Below are 22594 nucleotides of genomic sequence, written 5' to 3' on the forward strand. Positions count from 1 at the left end.
TGCGGCTTGTTGCTGCTGGGTCAGAATCTACGCGCGTTGTTCAGGCCTCAAAAGGGAGATGGTATGGCGTTCGACCGTAGGACTTTTCTGGGCACTTCGGCCGCTACGGGTGCCGCTGTGGCGTTGGCGGGGGCCACGAGCTCCCCGGCCGTGGCGGCTGCGCAGGATGTGAAGGCGTCCGGTGCGGGGGCGCGGACGTACGCGTTCACGGTGATGGGTACGACCGACTTGCACGGGAATGTCTTCAACTGGGACTACTTCACGGACAAGGAGTTCGACGACAAGGCGCACAACGACGTCGGTCTGGCGAAGATCTCGACGTTGGTGGAGCAGGTGCGGGCGGAGAAGGGGCGGCGTAACACGCTGCTGATCGACGCGGGTGACACGATCCAGGGCACGCAGCTTTCGTACTACTACGCGAAGGTGGATCCGATCACGGCGCGGCGTGGTCCGGTGCACCCGATGGCGCAGGCGATGAACGCGATCGGTTATGACGCGGCGGCGCTGGGGAACCACGAGTTCAATTACGGCATACCGGTGCTGCGGAAGTTCGAGGAGCAGTGCGATTTCCCGCTGCTGGGGGCGAACGCGCTGGATGCGAAGTCGCTGCGGCCGGCGTTCGCGCCGTACAGCATGCACAAGCTGCGGACTCCGTGCGGGCGTGATGTGAAGGTGGCGGTGCTGGGGCTGACGAACCCGGGTATCGCGATCTGGGACAAGGCGAACGTGCAGGGGAAGATGACGTTCCCGGGGCTGGAGGAGCAGGCGGCGAAGTACGTGCCGAAGCTGCGTTCGATGGGCGCGGATGTGGTGATCGTGTCGGCGCATTCCGGTTCGAGCGGTACGTCCTCGTACGGGGACCAGTTGCCGTACATCGAGAACGCGGCGGGGCTGGTGGCGGAGCAGGTGCCGGGGATCGACGCGATCCTGGTGGGGCACGCGCACACGGAGATCCCGGAGTACCGGGTGAAGAACAAGGCGACCGGCAAGGACGTGGTGCTGTCGGAGCCGCTGAAGTGGGGGCAGCGGCTGACGCTGTTCGACTTCGAGCTGACGTGGGAGAAGGGCCGCTGGTCGGTGACGAAGGTCGCGGCGAAGGTGCTGAACTCGAACACGGTCGCGGAGGACAAGAAGATCACGCGGCTGCTGTCGGACGAGCACCGCAAGGTCGTGGCGTACGTGAACCAGGTGATCGGTACGTCGACGCAGGCGATGTCGTCGGCGGAAGGGGCGTTCAAGGACGTCGCGATCATCGATCTGATCAACCATGTGCAGGCGGAGACGGTGAAGGGTGCGCTGGCCGGTTCGCAGTGGGCGACGCTGCCGGTGCTGTCGCAGGCGTCGTGCTTCTCGCGTACGGCGTCGATCCCGGCCGGTCAGGTGACGATCAAGGACGCGGCGGGTCTGTATCCGTTCGAGAACACGATGGAGGCGCGGCTGCTGACGGGTGCGCAGGTGAAGGACTACCTGGAGTACTCGGCGCGGTACTTCGTGCGGACGGCGCCGGGTGATGTGGTGGATCCGGCGAAGCTGACGAACGCGGAGAGCATTCCGGACTACAACTACGACGCGGTGTACGGGCTGACGTACGACATCGACATCGCGCAGCCGGCGGGTTCGCGGATCACGGGGTTGTCGTTCCAGGGGAAGCCGGTGGATCCGGCGGCGCAGTTCGTGTTGGCGGTGAACAACTACCGGGCGTCGGGTGGTGGGAACTTCCCGCACGTTCCGCAGGCCAAGCAGCTGTGGGCGAACTCGGACGAGATCCGTAACACGATCATCCAGTGGGTGAAGGCGAAGGGGACGATCGACGTGGCGCAGTTCGCGTCGGTGGACTGGCGTCTGACGCGGGCCGGGGTCGCGGTGTTCTAAAGGGTCTTGTCGGATCGGCCCGGCGGGGTGGCCGGCTGCGGTGTGCCGCGGCCGGCCGCCCCTGGTGGTGCGGGTCCGGTCAGCGTGCGGCGCCTGCGCGGCGCATGCGGGCGGCGAGGAGCAGTCCGGCGCCGGCGGCGAGCGCGGTGCCCGCGCCGCCGGCGATCATGGTGGTGTGGTCGCCCGCGCCCGTGGTGGCGAGGGGGGAGCCGTTGTGGCCCTGGGCGGTGACGGCGGTGTTGGCGGTGGTGGTGCCGGTGCCGTTGGTGCCGGAGCCCGTTCCGGTGCCGTTGCCGTCCTTGCCGTCCTTGCCGGGGGTCGGCTTTTCGTTGTTCTTGGCGGCCTGGTCCTTGGCGTGGGCTTCGTGCCGGCCCGTCTTGAGGAACTCGGTCCGGTCGGCGGGGGTGCCGGCGAGGGCGGCGCGGCCGGCCTTGACGAGTTCCGGACCACCACCGTCGATGATCTTCGCGATGGTGACGCGGTTGTCCTGGTCGCGGAGCTCGTACTGGGTCACTTCCAGGAAGTGGCGCAGCTCGGCCGGGGTCGTCGGTCCGTTCAGGAGCTTGTCGATGGCCTCGGTCAGGATCGGGCCGTCCCAGCCCTCGTCGATGCGGGCCAGCTCGACCCGGTCGTCCTGGGCCTGGGCGAGGTGGCGGCCGGTCTTCAGGAACTCCGCGCGGTCGGCGGGGGTGCCCTTGAGTGCCTTCTTGCCGGCTTCCTTCACGCCGGTGCCGCCGGTGCCGATGAGCCGGGAGATCTCGACCTTGTTGTCGTCGTCGCGCAGCTCGTGCTGGGTCACGTCGTAGAAGTGGCGGAGCTTTTCGATGGTGTTGCCGTCGCTGAGGACCTTGTTGATGCCCTCCTTCAGGCCGGGGCCGGCGCCCGGGAGGAGGCGCAGGATCTCGATGCGGTAGTCGTCCATGCGGATGTTGTGCTGGTCGACTTCGATGAACTTGCGCATGGCCTTGGGGCCGTCGGCGATGGCCTTGCGGCCGGCTTCTTGCATGAACTCGCTGGCCATCGGGTGGGCGATGATCGCGAGGATGGTCTTGCGGTCCTCTTCGGCCTGGTCGGGCACGGTCTGGTCCGGCGTGGTCTGGTCCGGCGCGGTCGGTGCCGGGTGGTTGCCGTTGGCCGGGGCGTCGGGGCCGGCGGCGAACGCCGGTGACGCGATGAGGACGGCCGGAGCGAGGGCAGCGGTGGTCACCGCTGCGGCAATCCGGGAAAACTTCACAGACAAAACCCCCTGGAAACGTTTCTTCGACAGAAGAGACGTTCGACCCGCGCGGATAGTTGTACCGCTCACGCTCCCGCCCCTCGTGGCGGCCCCGGGACGCTGGGGGCGGGGGTCTCGATCACCGGACTGCCGTGCCTCTCAAGGGTGTTCGACGAGCGGGCGGAGTTCGCCGGCAGGGCGGGGGCGGGTGGGTTCGCGCTGTTCGAGGCCGAAGGTGGTGAAGGCGGTGCGATCCGGCTGGGGGTAGGGCTCCTTGCCGGTGAGGGTGTTGAGGATGGCGGCGCTGCGCCAGGCGGCGAGGCCGAGGTCGGGGGCGCCGACGCCGTGGGTGTGGCGTTCGCCGTTCTGGACGAAGATGCTGCCGGTGACGGTGGGGTCGAGGATCATCCGGTAGCGGTCGTCGATGCGGGGGCGGCCGGAGGAGTCCTTGCGCAGGTAGGGGTCGAGGCCTGCGAGGAGGTTGCCGAGGGGGCGTTCCTGGTAGCCGGTGGCGAGGACGACGGCGTCGGTGGTGAGGCGGGAGCGGGTGCCCTGCTCGGTGTGTTCGAGGTGGAGTTCGACCTTGGTGGTGGCGACGCGGCCGGCGGTACGCACGCTGACTCCGGGGGTGAGGACGGTGTCGGGCCAGCCCCCGTGGAGGGTGCGGCGGTAGAGCTCCGCGTGGATGGCGGCGATGGTGTCGGCGTCGATGCCCTTGTGGAGTTGCCATTGGGCGGGGACGAGCTGGTCGCGTACGGGTTCGGGGAGGGAGTGGAAGTAGCGGGTGTAGTCGGGGGTGAAGTGTTCGAGGCCGAGCTTGGAGTACTCCATGGGGGCGAAGGAGGGGGTGCGTGCGAGCCAGGTGAGGCGTTCGCGGCCGACGGGGCGGGCGCGGAGGAGGTCGAGGAAGACTTCGGCGCCGGACTGGCCCGATCCGATGACGGTGACGTGTTCGGCGCCGAGGATGCGTCGGCGGTTGTCGAGGTAGTCGGCGGAGTGGATGACGGGGACGGTGGGGGCGTCGGCGAGGGGGCGCAGGGGTTCGGGGACGTAGGGGGCGGTGCCGATCCCGAGGGCGAGGTTGTGGGTGTAGGTGCGGCCGAGGGCTTCGGCTTCGCCGGTGGCGTCGAGTTGGGTGAAGTCGACCTCGAAGAGGTCGCGTTCGTGGTTCCAGCGGACGGCGTCGACCTGATGGCCGAAGTGGAGTCCGGGGACGCGGCCGGCGACCCAGCGGCAGTAGGCGTCGTATTCGGCGCGGTGGATGTGGAACTGCTCGGCGAAATAGAAGGGGAAGAGTCGTTCCTTGTGTTTGAGGTAGCTGAGAAAGCTCCAAGGGCTGGCCGGGTCGGCGAGGGTGACGAGGTCGGCGAGGAAGGGGACCTGGAGGGTGGCGCCTTCGATGAGGAGTCCGGGGTGCCAGCGGAAGTCGCGGCGCTGGTCGTAGAAGGCGGTGGCGAGTTCGCCGGCGCCTTGTCGGGGCAGCCCGTCGGCGAGGGCGGCGAGGGACAGGTTGAAGGGGCCGATCCCGATTCCGACGAGGTCGTAGGGGGCGTCGAGCTGGGCGGTCATCGGTGGGTGCTGCCTTCCAGGAGGGAGATGAGCTGGTCCAGGTCCCCCGCTGTGGTGTGCGGGTTGAGCAGGGTGGCTTTGATCCAGAGGCGGCCGTCGGCGTGGGTGCGGCCGAGGACGGCGCGGCCTTGGTGCAGGAGGGTGCGTCGCAGGGTGGCGAGGTGGTCGTCGTCGGCGTGGGTGGGCCGGCAGAGGACGGTGGTGAGGGTGGGGGGTGCGTGGAGTTCGAAGCCGGGGTGGGCGTCGAGAAGTCGGGCGAGGTGGTGTGCGGTGTCGATGGTGCGGTCGATGAGTGCGGCGAGGCCGTCGCGGCCCAGGGCCCGGAGGGTGGTGGCGATCTTGAGGGCGTCGGGGCGGCGGGTGGTGCGCAGGGAGCGGCCGAGGAGGTCGGGCAGGCCGGCTTCGGTGTCGTCGGTGGCGTTGAGGTAGTCGGCCTGGTGGGCGAGGGGGGTGAGGAGGGTGGTGTCGGGGACGACGAGGAGGCCTGCGGCGACGGGCTGCCAGCCGAGTTTGTGCAGGTCGATGGTGAGGGAGTGGGCGCGGTCGAGTCCGGCGACCTTGTCGCGGTGGCGGGGGCTGAGGGCGAGGAGACCGCCGTACGCGGCGTCGATGTGGAGGTCGGCGCCGTAACGGTCGCAGAGGTCGGCGATGCGGTGGATCGGGTCGATGAGGCCCGCGTCGGTGGTGCCGGCGGTGGCGGTGACGAGGGCGGGGCCGGGGGTGGCGGCGAGTACCTCGGCCAGGCGGGCGGGGTCGAGGACGCCGGCGGGGGTGGGGATTTCGGTGGCCGGGGGCAGGCCGAGGAGCCATGCGGCGCGGGGGACGGAGTGGTGGGCGTTGGCCCCGTGGAGGACGGTGAGGGCGGGGCCGTGGCGTTCGCGGGCGAGGAGTACGCCGAGTTGGTTGGCCTCGGTACCGCCGGTGGTGACGAGGGCGTCGGCGTGGGGGGTGGCGTAGAACTCGGCGGCGAGGGTGCGGGTGAGGAGGGCTTCGACGGCGGAGGCGGCGGGGGCCTGGTCCCAGGAGTCGAGGGAGGGGTTCAGGGCGCTTGCGGCGAGGTCGGCGGCGGCCGCGACGGCGAGCGGGGGGCAGTGCAGGTGGGCGGCGCAGAGCGGGTCGGCGGGGTCGGCGGCGCCTGCGGCGAGGGTGTGGACGAGGGTGCGGAGGGCTTCGTGGGCGCCGGTGCCGTGGGCGGGGAGTACGCCGGCGTCGCCGAGGGCGGCGTGGACGCGGGCGGTGACGGCGGTGGGGCCGCCGGTGGGGAGGGGGCCGCGGCGTGCCTCGGCGCCGGTGGTGAGGGCGTCGAGGACGGTGTCGAGGAGGGGGCGCAGGGCGGTGGCGCCGTGGGGGCCTCCGGCGAGCGGGGGTGTCGCGGGTGCGCGGTTGCCGGGCGGCGCGGTCATCGGGGTCCCTCCGGGGCCGGGCGGCCGGTTCGGCCGGGCTCGGCGGGTTCGGCCGGGCCGTTGCGGGGCGGGGCGGTGCGGGCCGTTGCGCGGCGGGCACCGCCCCGACGGGTACAACGATCAGACCCGAATGGGGTAACCGCCGGGGTTTGTCCGGAGTCGGTCGCTCGACCGGGGGCCCTGCGGGCGGCTCGACCGGGGCCCTGCGGGCGGCTCGGCCGGGGGCGTTGCCGGCGTGAGTCTGCCGGTGCGGCTTGTTCGTACGGGGGCGGGGGTGCCGGGGCGGGAGGGCGGGGTGCCGGGACGGCCCCGCCGGGGCGGGGGCGCGATGGAGCCGGGGCCAGGGCCGGGGCGGTGGCGCCGGGGCGGTGGCGTGGTGGGGGCCGGGGCCAGGGCCGGGGCGGGGTGTCGTCCGGGACTGCATGATTTATGGCGCCCTGGCGGTGGTGCCGCGTCACGGGCCGTTTTTGCGCCAACAAATCACGTTTTACGTCCCGGACAACACCCCGCCCCGTCCCCGTCCCCGGCCTTGGCTCCCCCGGTTCCTCGGATACCCGTCGTCGGTTTCCGTCGCCTGCGCTAGCGGGAGCGGACCTTCAGGGCGCGGGCCAGGTCGTCGAGTTGGTCGACCAGTTTGCGGCGCAGGAGGGGGAGGATGTCCGGGTTCTGGAGGCAGGTGTGGCCGGCCTGGAGGTTGGACTCGTCGATGGCGTACGCGGGGAACGCCCAGCGGCCGGCGGCTTCGCCGATGGCCGGGCCTCGGCGGGCGCCGAGGGCGACGGCCTCCGGGTAGTAGCGGGTGACGTACGGCGTGAGCAGTTCGGCCTGTTCGGGCTGCCAGAAGCCCTGGGCGGTGGCGCTGAAGAGGTAGTTGGACAGGCTGTCGTCGTGGAAGAGGCGGTCCCAGGCGGCCGCCTTGGCCTCCGGGGTGGGGAGGGCGGCGCGGCAGCGGGCGGCGCCTTCCTGGCCGGTGGCGCTGGTGTCGGCGGCGAGGGCGGCGTCGATGTCGCTCTCGCCGACGGCGCCGAGGACGGCGAGGCGGCCGAGGATGCGCCAGCGGAGTTCGGGGTCGAGGGCGGGGCCGCCGGGGACGGTGTCGTCGGTGAGCCAGGCGGCGATGGTGTCGGGCTGGGTGGCGCTGTCGACGAGGGTGCGTACGGCGGTCAGCCGCATGCCGGGTTCGGAACCGTCCTCGGTGCGCCGGAGCAGGTCGCGGGCGATGGTGGTGAGGGTGGTAAGCGCGCCGGACTGCTGTTCGGGGGCGAGGTGGCGGACGGCGACCTGGGTGCGGGCGAAGCCGAGGACGCCCTGGACGATGGCCAGGTCGTTCTCCTCGGGGAGGTGCGCGGAGGCGGTGGCCAGGTAGTCGTGGGGGTCGAGTTCGCCGTCGCGGACCATGTCGCGCAGGGCGTTCCAGACGACGGCGCGGGTGAGGGCGTCGGGGATGCCGGAGAGGCTGCGCCGGGCCGTTTCGAGGGAGGTGTCGTCGAGCCGGATCTTGGCGTAGGTGAGGTCGACGTCGTTGAGGACGAGGAGGGCGGGGCGGGCTCCGGTGACCGAGATGATCTCGTCGGAGGGGATGTCGAGGTCGAGGAGTTCGCGCAGTTCGAGGACGCGGTCGTCGGCGGGGTCGCGGTCGTAGATGCCGACGGCGATGTGGTGGGGGCGGCTGCCTCGGCGGTCGACGGTGAGGGTCCAGCCGGCGGGGGTGTCGGGGCGGCCTTCGGATTCCTCGATGCGGGGGGTGAGGGTGTCGATGCCGGTGGTGCGCAGCCAGATGTCGGCCCAGGCGCGGACGTCGCGTTCGGTGTGGGCGGCGAGGGAGTCGATGAAGTCGGCGAGGGAGGCGTTGGCGAACTTGTGGCGGGCGAAGTGGGTGTTGATGCCGGCCAGGAAGTCCTTCTCGCCGAGCCAGGCGACGAGTTGGCGTAGGGCGGAGGCGCCCTTGGCGTAGGAGATGCCGTCGAAGTTGAGGAGGGCGGAGGCGGTGTCGGGGACGTCGTCGGGGGTGGGGGCTACGGGGTGGGTGGAGGGGCGTTGGTCGGCGTCGTAGCCCCAGGGCTTGCGGGTGACGCCGAAGTCGGTCCAGGTGTCGGTGAAGCGGGTGGCTTCGGTGAGGGTCTGGTAGCCCATGTATTCGGCGAAGGATTCGTTGAGCCAGATGTCGTCGAACCAGGCGAGGGTGACGAGGTCGCCGAACCACATGTGGGCCATCTCGTGGGCGATGACCATGGCGCGGGACTGGCGTTCGGTGTCGGTGACGGCGGAGCGGAAGATGAACTCGTCGCGGAAGGTGACGAGTCCGGGGTTCTCCATGGCTCCGGCGTTGAACTCGGGTACGAAGGCCTGGTCGTAGGAGTCGAAGGGGTAGGGCTCGGTGAACTTCTCCTGGTACCGGTCGAAGCAGGCCTTGGTGACGGAGAGGATTTCCTCGGCGTCGACGTCCATGTGGGGTGCGAGGGACTGGCGGCAGTGGATGCCGAAGGGCAGTCCGGCGTGTTCGGTGCGGATGCTGTGCCAGGGGCCGGCGGCGACGGCGGCGAGGTAGGTGGAGATGAGGGGGGTGGGGGCGGACTTCCAGATGCCGGCGCCGCTGCCGTCGGGGGCGTCGGCGGTGCGGGTGGTGATGCCGTTGGCGAGGACGGTCCAGTGGGCGGGGGCGGTGACGGTGAATTCGAAGACGGCCTTGAGGTCGGGCTGGTCGAAGGCCGGGAAGACCCGCTGGACGTCGTCCAGGAACATCTGGCTGTAGACGTACGTCTGTCCGTCGGCGGGGTCGGTGAAGCGGTGCAGGCCCTCGCCGGTGCGGGAGTAGCGCATCCGGGTGTCGAGGTGCAGTTCGTGGGGGCCTTCGGTGAGGCCGGTGAGGGGGAGGCGGTCGTCGGCGAGGGTTGCCGGGTCGAGGGGGTTGCCGTCGAGGGTGGCGGAGCGCAGTTCGACGGGCTTCAGCTCGATGAAGGTGTCTGCGGCGGTGCGGGCCGTGAACCGGACGACGGTGGTGGAGTCGAAGGTCTCGTCGTCGTCGCCGGTGAGGTCGAGGGTGACGGCGTAGTGCTGGACGTCGAGGAGCTGGGCTCGGAGCTGCGCTTCGTTGCGCGTCAGTGCGGACATGGGGCCCATGCTGCCGCAGTGGGCGGCCGGACCCCGGTCCTTTACTCTTCGCCCGCGGCGATCGTCTCGTGGTGGCGGATGACCTCGGCGATGATGAAGTTGAGGAGCTTCTCGGCGAAGGCGGGGTCGAGTTTGGCGTTCTCGGCGAGCTGGCGCAGGCGGGCGATCTGGCTGGCTTCGCGGCCCGGGTCGGCGGGGGGCAGTTGGTGCCTGGCCTTGAGGTGGCCGACCTGCTGGGTGCACTTGAAGCGTTCGGCGAGCATGTGGACGACGGCGGCGTCGATGTTGTCGATGCTGTCGCGGAGGCGGGCGAGTTCGGCGGTGACGCTCTCGTCGATGCCTGCGGCGTCGTCGGCCGCGCCCGTGCCGGTGCCGTTGTCGATGTCGCTGATGTTCATGGTTCCCGAGAATACGTGGCGGCGGCCGCCGGTTCCTCCGGCAGTCGGCCTGTGAGACACCGCCTTTTTACTTGCCGGATTGGAAAGTACTCGCCATAGTGGAAATCGACCGGGGAAGGTCATCCGTGTGCGAGCGAGGGGGAACCATGGAGGAGACGGCGAAGGCGGTCGGGGCGCTCGGCCGGGCGGCCGGTGTGGAGCGGGCGGCGCGGCAGCGCAGCGGCTGGTACGCGCGCTACCTGTGGGCGTTCGCGGCCGGGCAGCTGGTGCTCGTGCCGATCGCGGTGCTGTGGCGCGGGCCGGTCTCGGCGGTGGTGTTCTCGGTGGCCAACGGGCTGCTCGTGGCCGGGCTGAGCGTGTACGCGGCGCGGCAGCGCGTGATGCGGCGGGGGGCCGGGAAGAAGCACGTACTGCTGGTGGCGTCCTGGGCGACACTGTTCGCCCTGACGGTCACGCTCGGCACCGCGGTGTTCGGCCACGGCGTGCCGTTCGCGGCGGTGGCCGCGGTGGCGTGTGCGCTGCCCCTGGCCATCGGTGCCTGGACCGAGACGCGGAGGACGACATGACGGACGAGCCGACCGCGGACACCGGGGCGGAGGCGAAGCGGGGCGGGCATCCGCGGCACGATCTCGCGCCGCTGCTCAACGCGCCCGTACGGCTGTCGGTGGTGGCGGCGTTGGTTCCGCTGGACAAAGCCGAGTTCGGTTTCGTACGGGACCTGGTCGAGGTCTCGGACTCGGTGCTGTCCAAGCAGGTCGCGGCGCTGGAGGAGGCCGGACTGGTGGAGGTCCGCAAGGGCCGGGTCGGGCGGCGTCCGCGCACCTGGCTCTCGCTGACCACCGAGGGCCGGGCGGTCTACCAGCGGCATCTGGCGGCGCTGCGGGCCATCGCGCTGGGTTAGGCCGCCTCTTTCGGATCTTGCCGGGCCCGGCCGGAAGACCGGGTCGAAGCGGCAGGGTGGCCGTGACGAGCCGGCCGCCTTCGGGGGTGGGGCCGTCGTCGTCGGCGATGCGGGCCTCCAGGCCGGCCGGGACGGTGCGCAGGGTGACCCGTACTGCGGGAGCGCGGGCCGGCTGCGCCGGGGCCTCCCGGGGCTCCGCCCCGGACCCCGCGCCTCAATCGCCGGCGAGGCTTGATCGGGGGCTGGGTCGGACCCCGCGCCTCACACTCCGGCGAGGCTTTCGCGAGCCCGGGCGGCCGGGGTGTGCGGGGCCGGCTTGCGTAGCAGGCGGGTGGGACGAGGGAGTCGCCGACGGCTGCCGCGCGGACCGCTTCAACCAGCACGGCCGGACCGGCGTCCTTCAGGACGAAGCCGGACGCTCCGCGTGGAGCGCCGCGTGGACGTACTCGTCGAGGCCGAAGGTGGTGACGATGACCACGGTGATCGCCATGCGCCACCCGCCCCACGTTCGCCCGCTGCCGCCACCGGTCGGTTCCCGAGGGGCTCGCCCTTCCGGCCGGTGCGTGACCGGTCGGAAGGGCGAGGGGGACGTGCGGGGGGAGCTACATGCCGGCCGCGGCGCTCTTGATCGCGGCGGCGAAGGTGGAGACCTCGGTGTAGACGCCGGGGTAGTTCGGCCGGGCGCAGCCTTCGCCCCAGCTGACTATGCCGACCTGGATCCAGGCGTTGTTGTTGTCGCGGCGGAACATGGGGCCGCCGGAGTCGCCCTGGCAGGTGTCGACGCCGCCCTGGGGCAGGCCGGCGCAGATCTCCTCGCTCGGGACGAGGTCGTTGCCGTACGAGCTCTTGCAGCTGGCGTCGGAGACGAAGGGGACGTTGGCCTTCAGGAGGTAGCGCTGCTGGCCGCCGCCTTCGCGGGCGGCTCCCCAGCCGGCGACGGTGAAGGTGCCGTTGTCGTAGGCCTTGGTGTCGGCGATCTTGAGGGTGGGCAGGTTGATGGGCTTGGCGAGCTTGATGAGGGCCCAGTCCTTGCCCTTGCCGTTGTAGCCGGGGGCCTGGAGGACCTTGGTGGACTTGACCTTGATGGCGCTGGAGCTGTTGAGGTCGACGACTCCGGCGGTGGCGGTGATGGAGGTGTTGTTGCCGGAGCCGCTCACACAGTGGGCGGCGGTGAGGACGATCTGCTGGGTGTAGAGGGCGCCGCCGCAGCCCATGGAGAGGCGCACCATGAAGGGGAACTCGCCCTGCGCGGCGCGGGTGCCGCCGACGACGGGTGCCGGGCCGGCGGTGGCGGTGCCGGGCTGGAGGCTGACGGCGGCGAGGGCGACGGCGCCGACGGCGAGGGTGCGCTTCATCAACTGCACAAGGGTGGTCACAGTCAACACACTGCCTTTCGTGGGGGGTTGGGCTGTGCGTGCGCGTCATCGGGTGAATGACGGGTCCATGACACAACAGGCGTGCGGTGGACATCAAGAAGGCAATTTCGGCCAACTCCCTCCCCAGCGGCAGGGATTGCGGTAAGGAGGGCTTGATGACGCAGAACCGGGGGCGGAGCGGGCACATCGAGCACGGATTTCCGCATCTGGCGACCGTGCGCGCCTCGATCACCGCGCTCTTCCGCCGACTGTCGGCCGACGGGATCCGCGCCTACGACACGAGCTTCGCCCCCGCGGACGCCGCCTTCGACGCCGGCGACGACCTCCACCTGGGTGCGCAGCGGGTGGCCGCCGCCACGGTGCGGGCGCTACGGCTGCCCGACGCGCGCATGGTGGTCTCCTTCCGGGAGATGGAGCAGGCCGCCACCGTGGAGCTCGCCGCGGGTCCGGAGTACTTCGTCGAGGTCAGCGACCGCTTCCGTACCCACCGCCGGGACCTGGCGGCCGCTCTCGCGCACGAGGTGACCCACGTCCTGCTGCACCGACTGGACCTGCGCTTCCCGGGGACCGTCGAGAACGAGATCCTCACCGACACCGCCGCCGCGTATCTGGGGGCGGGTTGGCTGCTCCTGGACGCCTACCGCGAGGACGCGCTGACCCACCAGCGGTTCGGCTATCTCACGCCGGAGGAGTTCGGCTACGTCCTGGCCAAACGCGCCGCCCTGTTCGGCGAGGATCCGGCCACCTGGTTCACCAGCCCCCAGGCCTACGAGGCCTACGTGCGCGGGCGCGCCCTGGCCGAGCGGGACCACCGCCGGGCCCCGCTGACGGCCGCCGGGCCACTGGCGCGGCGGCGGTACGCGAAGGCGCGGCGCGCGGGGGCGGGAGCGGGTCCCGCCGACGGCTCGGCGTACCGCTTCGAACAGGACGGGAGTGGCGCCGGGTTGCGGGTGAGCTTCCCGTGTCCGGTGTGTGCGCAGCGACTGCGGGTGCCGGTGTGCGGGCGGCTGCGGGCCCGGTGCGGGCTGTGCGCGACCGTCCTCGACTGCACCACGTAGATCATTCATCACGCGGCTACGAAAAGTTTCCTACCGGCCAGTAGACAGGGGGTCGGTTCTCGCCAACTCTGGTCACGTACATGCCAATCCCGTGACCGAGGAGCGCCCCCCATGCGCAGCACCCGCCGCACCCGTATGCCCCGTACCGCCGCCGTCGGCGTGGCCGCGGCCGCCGCCGTCCTGACGCTGGTTCCGGCCACCGCCGCCCAGGCCGCGCCCGTCCCGGCGCCGGCGCCCGTGTCCGCGCCGTCCGCCGCCCCGGCCGCCTCGGCGCCCGGCGGCAACGCCGCGATCCTCGGCATCGACTACGCCACCTGGCAGCGGGACGTCGCCGCCGTGATCGACGCGGCCCGGCCCGCCATCGAGGCGCGCATCGCCGCCTCGCCCACCGGGGAGAAGCCCGCCCTCGTCCTGGACATCGACAACACCTCGCTGGAGACGGACTTCCACTGGTTCTGGACCTTCCCGACCCCCGCGATCAGCAAGGTCCGCGCGCTGACCCAGTACGCGCACGCGCGCGGTGTCGCGATCTTCTTCGTCACCGCCCGCCCCGGGATCATCCAGTCCCTCACCGAGCACAACCTCAAGGCCGTGGGCTACCCGGTCTCGGGGCTCTACGTCCGTGACCTGCCCGACCTGTTCGACGAGGTCAGCGCCTACAAGACGGGCAAGCGGGCGGAGATCGAGGCGCGCGGCTACACGATCATCGCCAACATCGGCAACAGCCCGACCGACCTCGTCGGCGGTCACGCGGAGCGCACCGTCAAGCTGCCGGACTACAACGGCAAGCTCTCCTGACCGAGGGCGGCGACCTCGGGACGGCGGGCGGTGCGAGCCCGCCGCCCCGACGCCGCGTTCCTCAGCCGAGCCCGGCGGCGATGGCGTTGACCGCCGCCCAGCTGAAGGCCATGGCCGGGCCGATGGTCGCGCCCGGGCCGGGGTAGGTCTCCCCCATCACCGCCGCCGAGCAGTTGCCGGAGGCGTAGAGGCCGGGGATCGGGCCGCCGTCCTCGCGGAGCACCCGACCGTCCCCGTCGGTGACCAGGCCGCCCTTGGTGCCGATGTCCCCCGGGTGCACGGGGACCGCGTAGAAGGGGCCCTTGTCGATCGGTGCGAGGTTCGGGTTCGCCAGGGTCGGGTCGCCGTAGTAGCGGTCGTGGACGCTGTTCCCGCGCCCGAAGTCCTCGTCCACGCCCCGCTCGGCGTGCCCGTTGAACCGGTGGATCGTGGCGGGCAGGCCGGGCGCCGCGATCGCGCGGGCCAGTTCCTCCACCGTGTCCGCCTTCTTCAGGAAGCCGCTCTCCAGCCACCGCTTCGGGAAGGGCTGTCCGGGGAAGAGCCCGGCGAAGAGGTACCGGGCCTTGGAGCGGGCGTCGAGGATCAGCCAGGACGGTACGGTCCGCGCCTCGGGCCGGTCGGCGGCGTACATCCGGTCCACGAACGCGTGGTACGGCAGGGCCTCATCGGCGTACCGCTCCCCCGCCTCGTTCACGATGACCATCCCCGGGATGCCCCGGTCGGCGACGAGGAAGAACGGCTTCTCCCCCGGCGGGCACACCGAGGGCGCGCCCCACACCCGGTCCAGCAGATCGGTGGCGGCCCCCAGTTCCTCACCGCAGCGCAGGGCGTCGCCGGTCTGCCCCTCCGAGGCGTGCGTCCAGGCCGTGGACGTGGGGTGCGGCAGGTGCTTCTCGCGCAGGGCCTGGTCGTGCGAGAAGCCGCCCGAGGCCAGCACCACCCCGCCCCGGGCCGTCACGCCCACCTCGCGGCCGGCCCGGGTGACCCGTACGCCCGTGACCCGGCCCGCCGCGTCGGTGACCAGTGCGGTCAGCGGCGCCGACAACCACAGGTCCCCGCCGAGGCGGTCGAGCGAGAGCCGCATCCGGGCGATCAGCGCCTCGCCGAGCGAGAGGAGCCTGCGGCCGGTGAGGAGTGCCCCGACCGCCCGCGCCCCGACCTTGAGCGAGGTCCTGCGGCCCGCCCAGGTCCGGCCGACCATGTTCAGGAAGCGGAAGTCGTAGGAGGTCATGGTCAGTCCGTACGTGGGCAGGCCCGCCCGGCGCATGGCACGGCCCGCCCGGCCGAGCCGCTCGAGGTCCACGATGCACGGTTCGATCGAACGGCCCTGCCCCATGCCGCCCTGCGCCTCGGGGAAGTAGTCCGGGTAGCCGGGGGTGTACATGAAGCGGATCTCGGTGCGTTCGTGGAACTCCTCGACCATCCGCGGCCCGTGGGCGAGGTACGCGTCCTTGCGGGCGGCCGGGACCCGGTCGCCGACGGTGGCGTCGAGGTAGGCGCGGGCCTTGTCGTAGGTGTCGGCGAGGCCGGCCCGGTCGAGGTGGAAGTTGCCGGGGACCCATATCGCGCCGCCGGACAGGGCGGTGGAGCCGCCGTACCTGTCGGTCTTCTCGACCACGAGGACGGTCAGGCCGCGCAGCCGGGCGGTGACGGCGGCGGCGAGTCCGGCGGCGCCGGAGCCGACGACCACCACGTCGTAGGTGAGGTCACTGGTCACTCGAAGGCTCCGGTGGCGTAGTCGCTGCGGAAGTACAGCAGGGGCGATCCGTCGTCGCGGGCGGTCAGGGCCAGGACCCGGGCGGTGACCAGGTGGTGGTCGCCGGCCTCGTGGACGGTGTCGACGGCGCAGTCGAGGGTGGCGAGCGCCCCGCGGATGTGGACGGCTCCGCCCGGCGACGGCTCCCACGGCACCCCGGCGAACTTCTCGCCCCCGCGGCGTCCGAGGGCCTCGCACACCGCGCGCTGCTCCTCGGCGAGGATGCTGACCCCGAACCGGTCGCCCGCCTCGCGTACGGCGGGCCAGCTGGTGGAGGACCGGCCCACGCAGAGCAGGACCAGCGGCGGGTCCAGGGACAGGGAGGCGAAGGACTGGCAGGCCAGGCCCGCCGGGCGGCCGTCGGCCCCGGTGGCCGCGACGACGGTGATGCCGGAGGCGAAGGTGCCGAGGACCTCGCGGAAGACGGCCGGATCGAGGGGGGTCCCGGCGGTCGAGGCCGCTCCGGCGGTGGCGGTCAACCGTTCCACCGGTGGCCCCAGAAACTGTCGGCGGTGATCTCCTTCGTGGTCCAGGTGGCGGGGTCGACGAGGAGCCCGTCCCAGCCGTACTCGACCTGGAAGCCGCCGGGGGCCTGCGCGTAGAAGGAGACCATGCGGTCGTTGGAGTGCCGGCCGAGGGTGGAGGCGATGGGGATGCCCGCCCGGTCCATCCGGTCCAGGCAGTGTCCGACGTCGTCGAGGCTCTCCAGTTCGACCATGAAGTGGACGATGCCGGGCGGCAGCGCCCCCGGGTAGAGGCCGAGGCTGTGGTGGCGGCGGTTGGGGCTGAGGAAGTGCATCCGGTGGACGTCCTGACCGGGCCGGCCGGTGGGGACGGCCGCCGGGGGCAGGCGCATCGAGTCGCGCAGCTGGAAGCCGAGGACGTTCTCGTAGAAGTCGAGGGTGGTCTCGGTGTCGGGGGCGGGCAGGACGACATGGCCGAGGCCGAGGCCCTCGCCGGCGGGGGTGCCGGTCACGAAGCGGTTCCCGTACGGGGCGGCGAGCGGGCTGTGGTCCTGGGCCTGCCCCCAGTAGATCTCCAGCGGGTTGCCGCTGGGGTCCTCGACGTGGATCAGCCCCTGGACGCGCCGGTCGGCGAGGGTGGCGGCGTCGCCGGGCTCGACGGGGTGTCCGGCGGCCTCCAGTGCGGCGGCCACCTCCCCCAGGGCCTTGGCGCCGGCGACCTCGAACCCGGCGGCGAGCAGCCGGTCCCGGTCACCGGAGACGAACTGGAAGCGGTGGACACGGTCGTCGATACGGACGTTCAGGCAGGTGTCCGTGCTGCCCTCGGCGACGGTCATGCCGAGGAGGTCCAGGACGTACGTGCGCCAGGCGGGGAGGTCGGCGGTCTCGATGCGGAGGTAGCCGAGTGCGCGGATGTCCGGTGCCATGGGGGTCCTCAGTTCTGGAGGAGCTCCGGGGGGGCTCTGCGGGAGAGCCCTCCGGAGGCGGGGCGGGGTTCAGTGGGTGAAGAAGTCCGCGGCGAGGCGGTTGAAGTCGTCGAAGGCCTCGGTCTGCGCCCAGTGGCCGCAGCGCGGGAAGACGTGCAGACGGGCGTCGGGAATGGCCTTGAGGGCGAGCAGCGCGCCGTCGAGGGGGTTGACCCGGTCCTCGCGGCCCCAGGTGAGCAGGGTGGGGTGGCTGATGCGGTGGGCCTCGCGCCAGAGCAGGGTGTCCTGCTGCCAGGCCGGGTCGGCGAAGGAGGCGCCCATGCGGGCGTTGCCGATCCGGGCGTCGGGGTCCATGGCCTGGGTGTAGCGCTCCTCGACGAGTGCGTCGGTGACGAGCGAGGGGTCGTGGACGAGCGTCGTGAGGAAGGCGCGCATGTGCTCACGGGTGGGTTCGGCGGCCGCGGCGAACTCGAAGAGGCGCCGGATGCCTTCGGTGGGGTCGGCCGAGAAGAGGTTGACCGAGATTCCGCCGGGGCCCATGAGCAGCAGCTTGTCGACCTTGTCCGGGTGGTTCAGGGACATCCGGACGGCGGTGCCGCCGCCGAGGGAGTTGCCGATGAAGTGCGCTTCGGCGATGCCGAGTTCCTCCATGAGGGCGGCGATCGCGGCGGCGCTGAAGCTGAAGTAGTCGCGGTCGGGTTCGGGCTTGTCGGAGCGGCCGTAGCAGGGCTGGTCGACGAGCAGGGTGCGGAACCGCTCGGCGAAGAAGGGCAGGTTGGGGCCGAAGTTGGACCAGGCGGAGGCGCCGGGTCCGCCGCCGTGGAGCAGGATGAGGACGGGGGCGTCGGGGCGGTCCGGGCCCGCCTCGTGGTAGTGGAGGTGGAGGCTTCCGGCCTTGGCGGTGCGTGAGGTGCTCTCGTACGTGATCATCACAGCATCGTGTCCTGGATGTCGAGGCCGAGTGCGCCCTGGCCGAAGAGGACCAGGGCCCGCTCGGGGTCGTTGGCGGCGTGGCCGCGCCCGGTGTGGACGTCGCGCCAGGCCCGCTGGAGGCGGTCGGGTCCGGTGCGCATGGCGCCGCCGCCGGCGTTCTCCATGAGGAGGTCGACGGCGGCGACGCAGCGTTCGGTGGCGAGGACCTGGTCGCGGCGGACGCGGGTGCGCAGGGTCGTGGGGAGTTCGGCGCCGCGTTCGGCCAGCGCGTGGAGCTCGTCGATGTTGCGGCGGAGCTGGAGCCAGGAGGCGTCGATGTCGCTCGCGGCGCGGGCGATGCGGACCTGGGCGAAGGGGTCCTCGGCGACCTGCTGGCCGTAGGAGACGCGCAGCCGGTCGCGGGTGGCCTCGACGTAGCCCTCGTAGGCGCCCTCGGCGATCCCGACGATCGGGGTGGAGATGGTGGTGGTGAAGACGGAGGCGTACGGGAGCCGGTAGAGCGGCTCGGGGTTGACCGCGTGGCCGGGCACCTGGAGGGCGGTGACGGGGCCGAAGCTCAGGGCGCGGCGCTCGGGGACGAACACCTCGTCGAGGGTGATGTCGTTGGAACCGGAGCCGCGCAGGCCCACGGTGTCCCAGACCTCGTCGATGCGGAAATCGGCGCGCGGGACGAGGAAGGTCCGCATGTCCACGGGCCGGCCCTCGGGGTCGGTGACGAGTCCGCCGAGCAGGGCCCAGTCGGTGTGGTCGCAGCCGGAGGAGAAGTGCCAGCGGCCGCTGAGGGTGAAGCCGCCGTCGACGGGGGTGACCTTGCCGGTGGGGGCGTAGGAGGAGCAGATGCGGGTGTCCGGGTCCTGGCCCCAGACCTCCTCCTGGGCGTGGGGGTCGAAGAGGGCGACGTGCCAGGGGTGGACGCCGACGACGGAGGCGACCCAGCCGGTGGAGCCGCAGGCGCGGGCGATCTCCTTGACGGCGGTGTAGAAGAGCGCGGGGTTCGCCGCGTGTCCGCCGTACGCCCGGGGCTGGAGGAGGCGGAAGAACCCGGTGTCCGCAAGCTCCTTGATGCTCGCCTCGGGGACCTTGCGCAGGCTCTCCGCCTCGGCGGCCCGCTCGCGCAGGGCCGGGGTGAGGGCGCGGACTGCGTCGAGGACGTCTTCGTCGCTCATGGTGTCCCTTTCTCGGGGTCGGCGGCTTCGAGGTGCGGTGAACGTACGCCGGGGGGTCGGCGGCGTGGAACGCGTCGCTCCCGCTGAGTGGGAAGGCGGGCGGGGGCCGGATCCGGCCCCTCGATCACCCCGGCCGAGCTACCCGAAGTATTACTGATTGAAATATGTGCTTCCCGGTCCTTCCCTCCGCCCGAACACCCGTGGCAGGGTCGCCCCAACGCCTCACGCAGGGGGTTTCTCGTGCTCGACCAGGTCATGGAGACCGAGCTCGCACCGCTGTCGCTGCTGGAGAAGGCCGCGCGGGTGCTGGGTGCCTTCGAAGGTCCGCAGCCACGCCTGTCGCTCACCGAGGTCGTACGCCGGTCCGGCATCCCGCGCTCCTCCGCGCACCGGATCCTCGACCAGCTGGTGCGGCTGCGCTGGCTGGACCGCGAGGGCCGGGACTACCGGATGGGCATGCGCATGCTGGAACTCGGCGCGCTGGCCTCCCACCACAACCGGCTGCGCCGGGCCGCCCTCCCCCTGTTGCACGCCCTGCACGAGCGGACCGGGCAACTGGTGCACCTGTCGGTGCTGGACGGGGCCGAGGTGGTCTGCCTGGAGCGGATCGGCGGCTCCGAAGCCACCACCGTGCCCTCCCGGGTCGGCGGCCGGATGCCCGCGTACAGCACGGCCGCCGGCAAGGCGATCCTCGCCTTCGGCGACCCGGGCGCGGTGGAACACGTCCTCGCGCAGGGGCTGCGACCGCGCACGGCACGGACGTTGACCAGGCCGAACGCGCTGCGAGCGGAACTGGCGGCCGTCCGCGAGCGCGGGGTGGCGCACGACCGGGAGGAGAGCTTCCGCGGCATCTGCTGTGTGGCGGCACCCCTGCGCGGCGCGGGCCGGGCCGTGGCCGCGGTCTCGGTGTCCTCCTGTCGCGGGGAGCGCGAACTGGCCCGGCTGGGACCGGCGGTACTGGCCTGCGCGCGGGCCGTGTGGCGCGAGCTGTACGGCCCGGGACGCGCCGGACGGGCCGGCCGGGCGGCGGCCGCGCGGCCCCAGGCCCCGCGACCGGCGGTCTCGGAACAAGAAATGGACAACATGATGGGCTGGTTGCGGTTCAGCGAGTGGATGTAGCGGGTAGTCATAGGACATCGCACCGATGAAGACTCGGGCCCGACCCCTCGCCAGGGGGCCGGGCCCGCTTCCGTGCCGGGCCGTTCTCAGCCCTCGTAGGTGATGCGCATGCGGTCGTCGCCGAGTCGTCGTGCCTGGCAGGCCAGGATGTAGCCCTCGGCGAGGTCCGCCTCGTCCAGGACCTCGTTGCGCGCCATCGCCACCTCGCCCTCGACGACCCGGCAGCAGCAGGCGCTGCAGGCGCCCTCCCGGCAGGAGTACGGGGCCGGGAGTCCGGCGGCGAGCAGGGCGTCGAGCAGCGGGGTGCCGGCGGACCAGGGCACGGTGTGGACGATCCCGTCGAGCTCCACCTGCGCGGTGGGCCGGTCCCCGGCCGGCTCGACGGGACGCGGGGCGGCGTCCGCGAGAACGTCCGCGAAGACGTCCGTACCCAGCGAGAAGTACCGCTCGCGGTGGATCGCCCGCGGTGCGGTCCCGGCCCGGCGCAGCGCCGCCTCGGCGGCGTCCATGAACGGGCCGGGCCCGCACAGGTAGGCCTCGCGGCCGGCGTACGGGGCCAACAGCGGCCCGAGCAGCGCGGCGGTCGGCAGCCCCTGGAGGCTCTCCAGCCAGTGCACGACGGCCAGCCGCCCCGGATGCGCCTCGGCCAGCCCCCACAGCTCGTCCCGGAGGATCACCGACTCGGCGTCCCGGTTGGCGTACACCAGGGCGACCCGGGCCTGTCCCGCGGCCAGCGCCGATTTGGCGAGGGAGAGCACCGGGGTGATCCCGCTGCCGCCCGCCATCAGCAGCAGGTCCTGGTCCAGGCCGCCCGGGCCCGGCGTGAAGGTACCCGCGGGCGGCAGGATCTCCAGCTCGTCCCCCGCGGCCACCTCCTCGCAGAGCCAGCCGGAGCCCAGCCCGCCGGGCACCCGCTTCACGGTGATCCGCATCGGCTCCCCGGTGTGCGGGGAACTCGCCAGGGAGTAGCAGCGGGCCGCGCCGCCCGGGATCCGGACGGTGAGGAACTGGCCGGGGCGGTACGGGAGTTCCGCGTCCAGGACGAGGGAAACCGCCTCGGGGGTCTCCTGGACGCGTGCGCCGACCCGGACCCGTAGCCCGACCGACACAGCGGCGGCGCCCTGTTCTCGGAGCCGGCTGTCAGGCATCGGCGGGCACCTCCAGGGTGCCTTCCCGGACGGCCGCCTCGATGCTCGCCCGCAGCGGGGGACAGGAGCGGACGCGGGCGCCGAGTTCCCCGGCGGCGACCCGGGCGGCGATGCGCGGGCAGCGCGCGGCGGCGTCGCCGGTCCACTGGATCTGGGTGTGCGCGGGGCTGAACTTCTCGCAGAGCACCTGGTTCCCGCACTCCTGGCAGGTGACGGGCGATCCGACACCCATCAGGCGCCCTGCGCCGCGCGGCGGGCGAGGTTGTCGGCGACCTCGGCCTTCCAGGCGGCGGTGGCCCGGGTGGTGTCGATCTCGAACTCGAAGCGCCGGACCATCTCGTCCTCGACGTCGGCCGCGTCCACGTAGAACTGCTGGTACCAGCGGCGGAGTTGGTAGACGGGGCCGTCCTCCTCGGTGAGGAGGGGGTTGTCGATGCGCGTCTTGTTCCGCCAGATCTCGACGTCCTGTTCGAAGCCGACGGCCAAGCCCTCGGAGGTGAGGCGGGCGGCGTCGGCGGCCTGGGCGTCGGTCATGCCGGGGAGCTTCTTGACGATCGCCCCGTACATGAGCACGAAGCTGTTCCCGTCGATCGGGTAGTGGCAGTTGATCAGGACGGATTCGAGTTCCACGCCGCCACCGACGTCGCTCCACAGCTTGTCGATCATGTAGGAGGGGCCGTGGTAGGAGGCGTCGGAGCGCAGGCCGCCGCCGGTGGAGAGGGTGCCGAGGTCGACGTCGCCGCGCGGGGTGGATTCCATGTACTGGGTGGCGACGTGCCCGTCGAAGACGTTCTTGAAGTAGTGCGGGAAGGCGTAGTGCACGTAGTAGAAGTGCGCCATGTCCACGACGTTGTCGACGATCTCCCGGCAGTTGGAGTTCTCCACGCGCAGGAAGTTCCAGCTCCAGTCGCTCCATTCGGGGCTGCCCACCCCCTCGATGTGCGGGATGGTGACGCCGGCGGGGGGTGGGTTGCCCTCGGGGTCGTGCCAGACGTAGAGCTGGCCGTTGCGTTCCAGGGTGGTCCAGGCTCGGGTCCGGGCCCGGGGCGGGACGCGGCGGGCGTAGGGGATGGCGGCGCAGCGTCCGTCGCCGGACCAGCGCCAGTCGTGGAAGGGGCAGGCGAGGGTGTCGCCCTTGACGGTGCCGTGGGCGAGGTTGCCGCCCATGTGGGGGCAGTAGGCGTTCAGGACGTGCAGGTCGTCCGTGTCCTCGCCGCGGAAGACGACGAGGCGGGTGCCGAAGGCCTCGACCTCGTGCGGGGTTCCGTCCCGGAAGGGGGCGGCGAGTCCGAGGCAGTGCCAGCCGCGGGCGAAGCGGGCCGGTACGGCTGCCGCCTCGATGACGCGGGGTCCTTCTTCGGCTTCGGTCCATGCGGTCAT

General features: G+C 72.0%; 20 protein-coding genes. 6 read left to right on the forward strand and 14 right to left on the reverse strand.

Going from position 1 to position 22594, the window contains the following annotated elements; genetic code table 11:
• The first annotated feature begins 63 nt into the window (after window positions 1-63).
• Complete coding sequence (locus OG624_RS11815; protein ID WP_033222127.1) at window positions 64-1872, forward strand: bifunctional metallophosphatase/5'-nucleotidase; 1809 nt, start codon at window positions 64-66, stop codon at window positions 1870-1872.
• Window positions 1873-1951: 79 nt separating this feature from the next.
• Here the strand turns inward: OG624_RS11815 and OG624_RS11820 are convergent, their stop codons facing one another.
• From OG624_RS11820 to OG624_RS11840, 5 genes are all read right to left on the reverse strand, one after another.
• Window positions 1952-3079 carry an ALF repeat-containing protein gene (locus OG624_RS11820; RefSeq protein ID WP_033222125.1) on the reverse strand — a complete coding sequence of 376 codons (1128 nt, stop codon included), beginning with the start codon at window positions 3077-3079 and terminating at the stop codon, window positions 1952-1954.
• Window positions 3080-3247: 168 nt separating this feature from the next.
• A complete protein-coding gene (locus OG624_RS11825; RefSeq protein ID WP_033222123.1) occupies window positions 3248-4657 on the reverse strand; it encodes a lysine N(6)-hydroxylase/L-ornithine N(5)-oxygenase family protein in 1410 nt (469 codons plus the stop codon).
• Window positions 4654-6060, reverse strand: coding sequence for a pyridoxal phosphate-dependent decarboxylase family protein (locus tag OG624_RS11830; protein WP_033222121.1), 1407 nt, complete (start codon window positions 6058-6060; stop codon window positions 4654-4656). The genes OG624_RS11825 and OG624_RS11830 overlap by 4 nt, the downstream gene beginning before the upstream one ends.
• 579 nt (window positions 6061-6639) lie before the next feature.
• Window positions 6640-9171, reverse strand: coding sequence for an aminopeptidase N (gene pepN, locus OG624_RS11835; RefSeq protein ID WP_033222228.1), 2532 nt, complete (start codon window positions 9169-9171; stop codon window positions 6640-6642).
• A gap of 41 nt (window positions 9172-9212) precedes the next feature.
• Window positions 9213-9569, reverse strand: coding sequence for a chorismate mutase (locus OG624_RS11840; RefSeq protein ID WP_051763414.1), 357 nt, complete (start codon window positions 9567-9569; stop codon window positions 9213-9215).
• Between the two features lie 146 nt (window positions 9570-9715).
• Between OG624_RS11840 and OG624_RS11845 the strand changes: the two genes are divergently transcribed.
• Complete coding sequence (locus tag OG624_RS11845) at window positions 9716-10135, forward strand: hypothetical protein (protein ID WP_051763413.1); 420 nt, start codon at window positions 9716-9718, stop codon at window positions 10133-10135.
• On the forward strand, window positions 10132-10470 hold the full coding sequence (locus OG624_RS11850; protein ID WP_033222119.1) for a winged helix-turn-helix domain-containing protein: 339 nt from the start codon (window positions 10132-10134) through the stop codon (window positions 10468-10470). The genes OG624_RS11845 and OG624_RS11850 overlap by 4 nt, the downstream gene beginning before the upstream one ends.
• Before the next feature lie 602 nt (window positions 10471-11072).
• Here the strand turns inward: OG624_RS11850 and OG624_RS11855 are convergent.
• Entirely contained in the window at window positions 11073-11825 is a 753-nt protein-coding gene (locus OG624_RS11855) for a S1 family peptidase (RefSeq protein ID WP_371589799.1), read from the reverse strand.
• Between the two features lie 176 nt (window positions 11826-12001).
• On the opposite strand from OG624_RS11855, the gene OG624_RS11860 reads away from it, so the two are divergent.
• Both OG624_RS11860 and OG624_RS11865 read left to right on the forward strand, forming a co-directional pair.
• Entirely contained in the window at window positions 12002-12904 is a 903-nt protein-coding gene (locus OG624_RS11860; protein ID WP_371587588.1) for a hypothetical protein, read from the forward strand.
• A gap of 111 nt (window positions 12905-13015) precedes the next feature.
• A complete protein-coding gene (locus OG624_RS11865; protein WP_371587589.1) occupies window positions 13016-13702 on the forward strand; it encodes an HAD family acid phosphatase in 687 nt (228 codons plus the stop codon).
• Between the two features lie 61 nt (window positions 13703-13763).
• Here OG624_RS11865 and OG624_RS11870 read toward each other — a convergent pair whose 3' ends face one another.
• The 5 genes from OG624_RS11870 to hsaA form a co-directional block, all read right to left on the reverse strand.
• Complete coding sequence (locus tag OG624_RS11870) at window positions 13764-15419, reverse strand: FAD-dependent oxidoreductase (RefSeq protein ID WP_352164640.1); 1656 nt, start codon at window positions 15417-15419, stop codon at window positions 13764-13766.
• Entirely contained in the window at window positions 15416-15946 is a 531-nt protein-coding gene (locus OG624_RS11875; protein ID WP_051763412.1) for a flavin reductase family protein, read from the reverse strand. Before OG624_RS11875 ends, OG624_RS11870 begins: the two co-directional genes overlap by 4 nt.
• The gene (locus OG624_RS11880; RefSeq protein WP_371639401.1) at window positions 15934-16848 is read right to left on the reverse strand and encodes a VOC family protein; all 915 of its coding nucleotides are present in this window, start codon (window positions 16846-16848) and stop codon (window positions 15934-15936) included. Before OG624_RS11880 ends, OG624_RS11875 begins: the two co-directional genes overlap by 13 nt.
• A gap of 69 nt (window positions 16849-16917) precedes the next feature.
• Window positions 16918-17778: a 4,5:9,10-diseco-3-hydroxy-5,9,17-trioxoandrosta-1(10),2-diene-4-oate hydrolase gene (gene hsaD, locus OG624_RS11885; RefSeq protein WP_371639403.1), complete on the reverse strand. Its 861-nt coding sequence runs from the start codon at window positions 17776-17778 to the stop codon at window positions 16918-16920.
• Window positions 17778-18947: a 3-hydroxy-9,10-secoandrosta-1,3,5(10)-triene-9,17-dione monooxygenase oxygenase subunit gene (gene hsaA, locus OG624_RS11890; protein ID WP_352164641.1), complete on the reverse strand. Its 1170-nt coding sequence runs from the start codon at window positions 18945-18947 to the stop codon at window positions 17778-17780. Before hsaA ends, hsaD begins: the two co-directional genes overlap by 1 nt.
• 240 nt (window positions 18948-19187) lie before the next feature.
• On the opposite strand from hsaA, the gene OG624_RS11895 reads away from it, so the two are divergent.
• On the forward strand, window positions 19188-20066 hold the full coding sequence (locus OG624_RS11895; RefSeq protein ID WP_371587591.1) for an IclR family transcriptional regulator: 879 nt from the start codon (window positions 19188-19190) through the stop codon (window positions 20064-20066).
• 86 nt (window positions 20067-20152) lie between these two features.
• On the opposite strand, the gene OG624_RS11900 is transcribed toward OG624_RS11895, so the two are convergent.
• The 3 genes from OG624_RS11900 to OG624_RS11910 are packed head-to-tail and all read right to left on the reverse strand — an operon-like array spanning window position 20153 to window position 22594.
• Window positions 20153-21214, reverse strand: a complete 1062-nt coding sequence (locus OG624_RS11900; RefSeq protein WP_371587592.1) for a 2Fe-2S iron-sulfur cluster-binding protein — start codon at window positions 21212-21214, stop codon at window positions 20153-20155.
• Window positions 21207-21446 carry a hypothetical protein gene (locus OG624_RS11905; RefSeq protein ID WP_033222099.1) on the reverse strand — a complete coding sequence of 80 codons (240 nt, stop codon included), beginning with the start codon at window positions 21444-21446 and terminating at the stop codon, window positions 21207-21209. The genes OG624_RS11900 and OG624_RS11905 overlap by 8 nt, the downstream gene beginning before the upstream one ends.
• A complete protein-coding gene (locus OG624_RS11910; protein ID WP_371587593.1) occupies window positions 21446-22594 on the reverse strand; it encodes a Rieske 2Fe-2S domain-containing protein in 1149 nt (382 codons plus the stop codon). Before OG624_RS11910 ends, OG624_RS11905 begins: the two co-directional genes overlap by 1 nt.

Source organism: Streptomyces virginiae (genome assembly GCF_041432505.1).
GTDB lineage: Bacteria > Actinomycetota > Actinomycetes > Streptomycetales > Streptomycetaceae > Streptomyces > Streptomyces virginiae_A.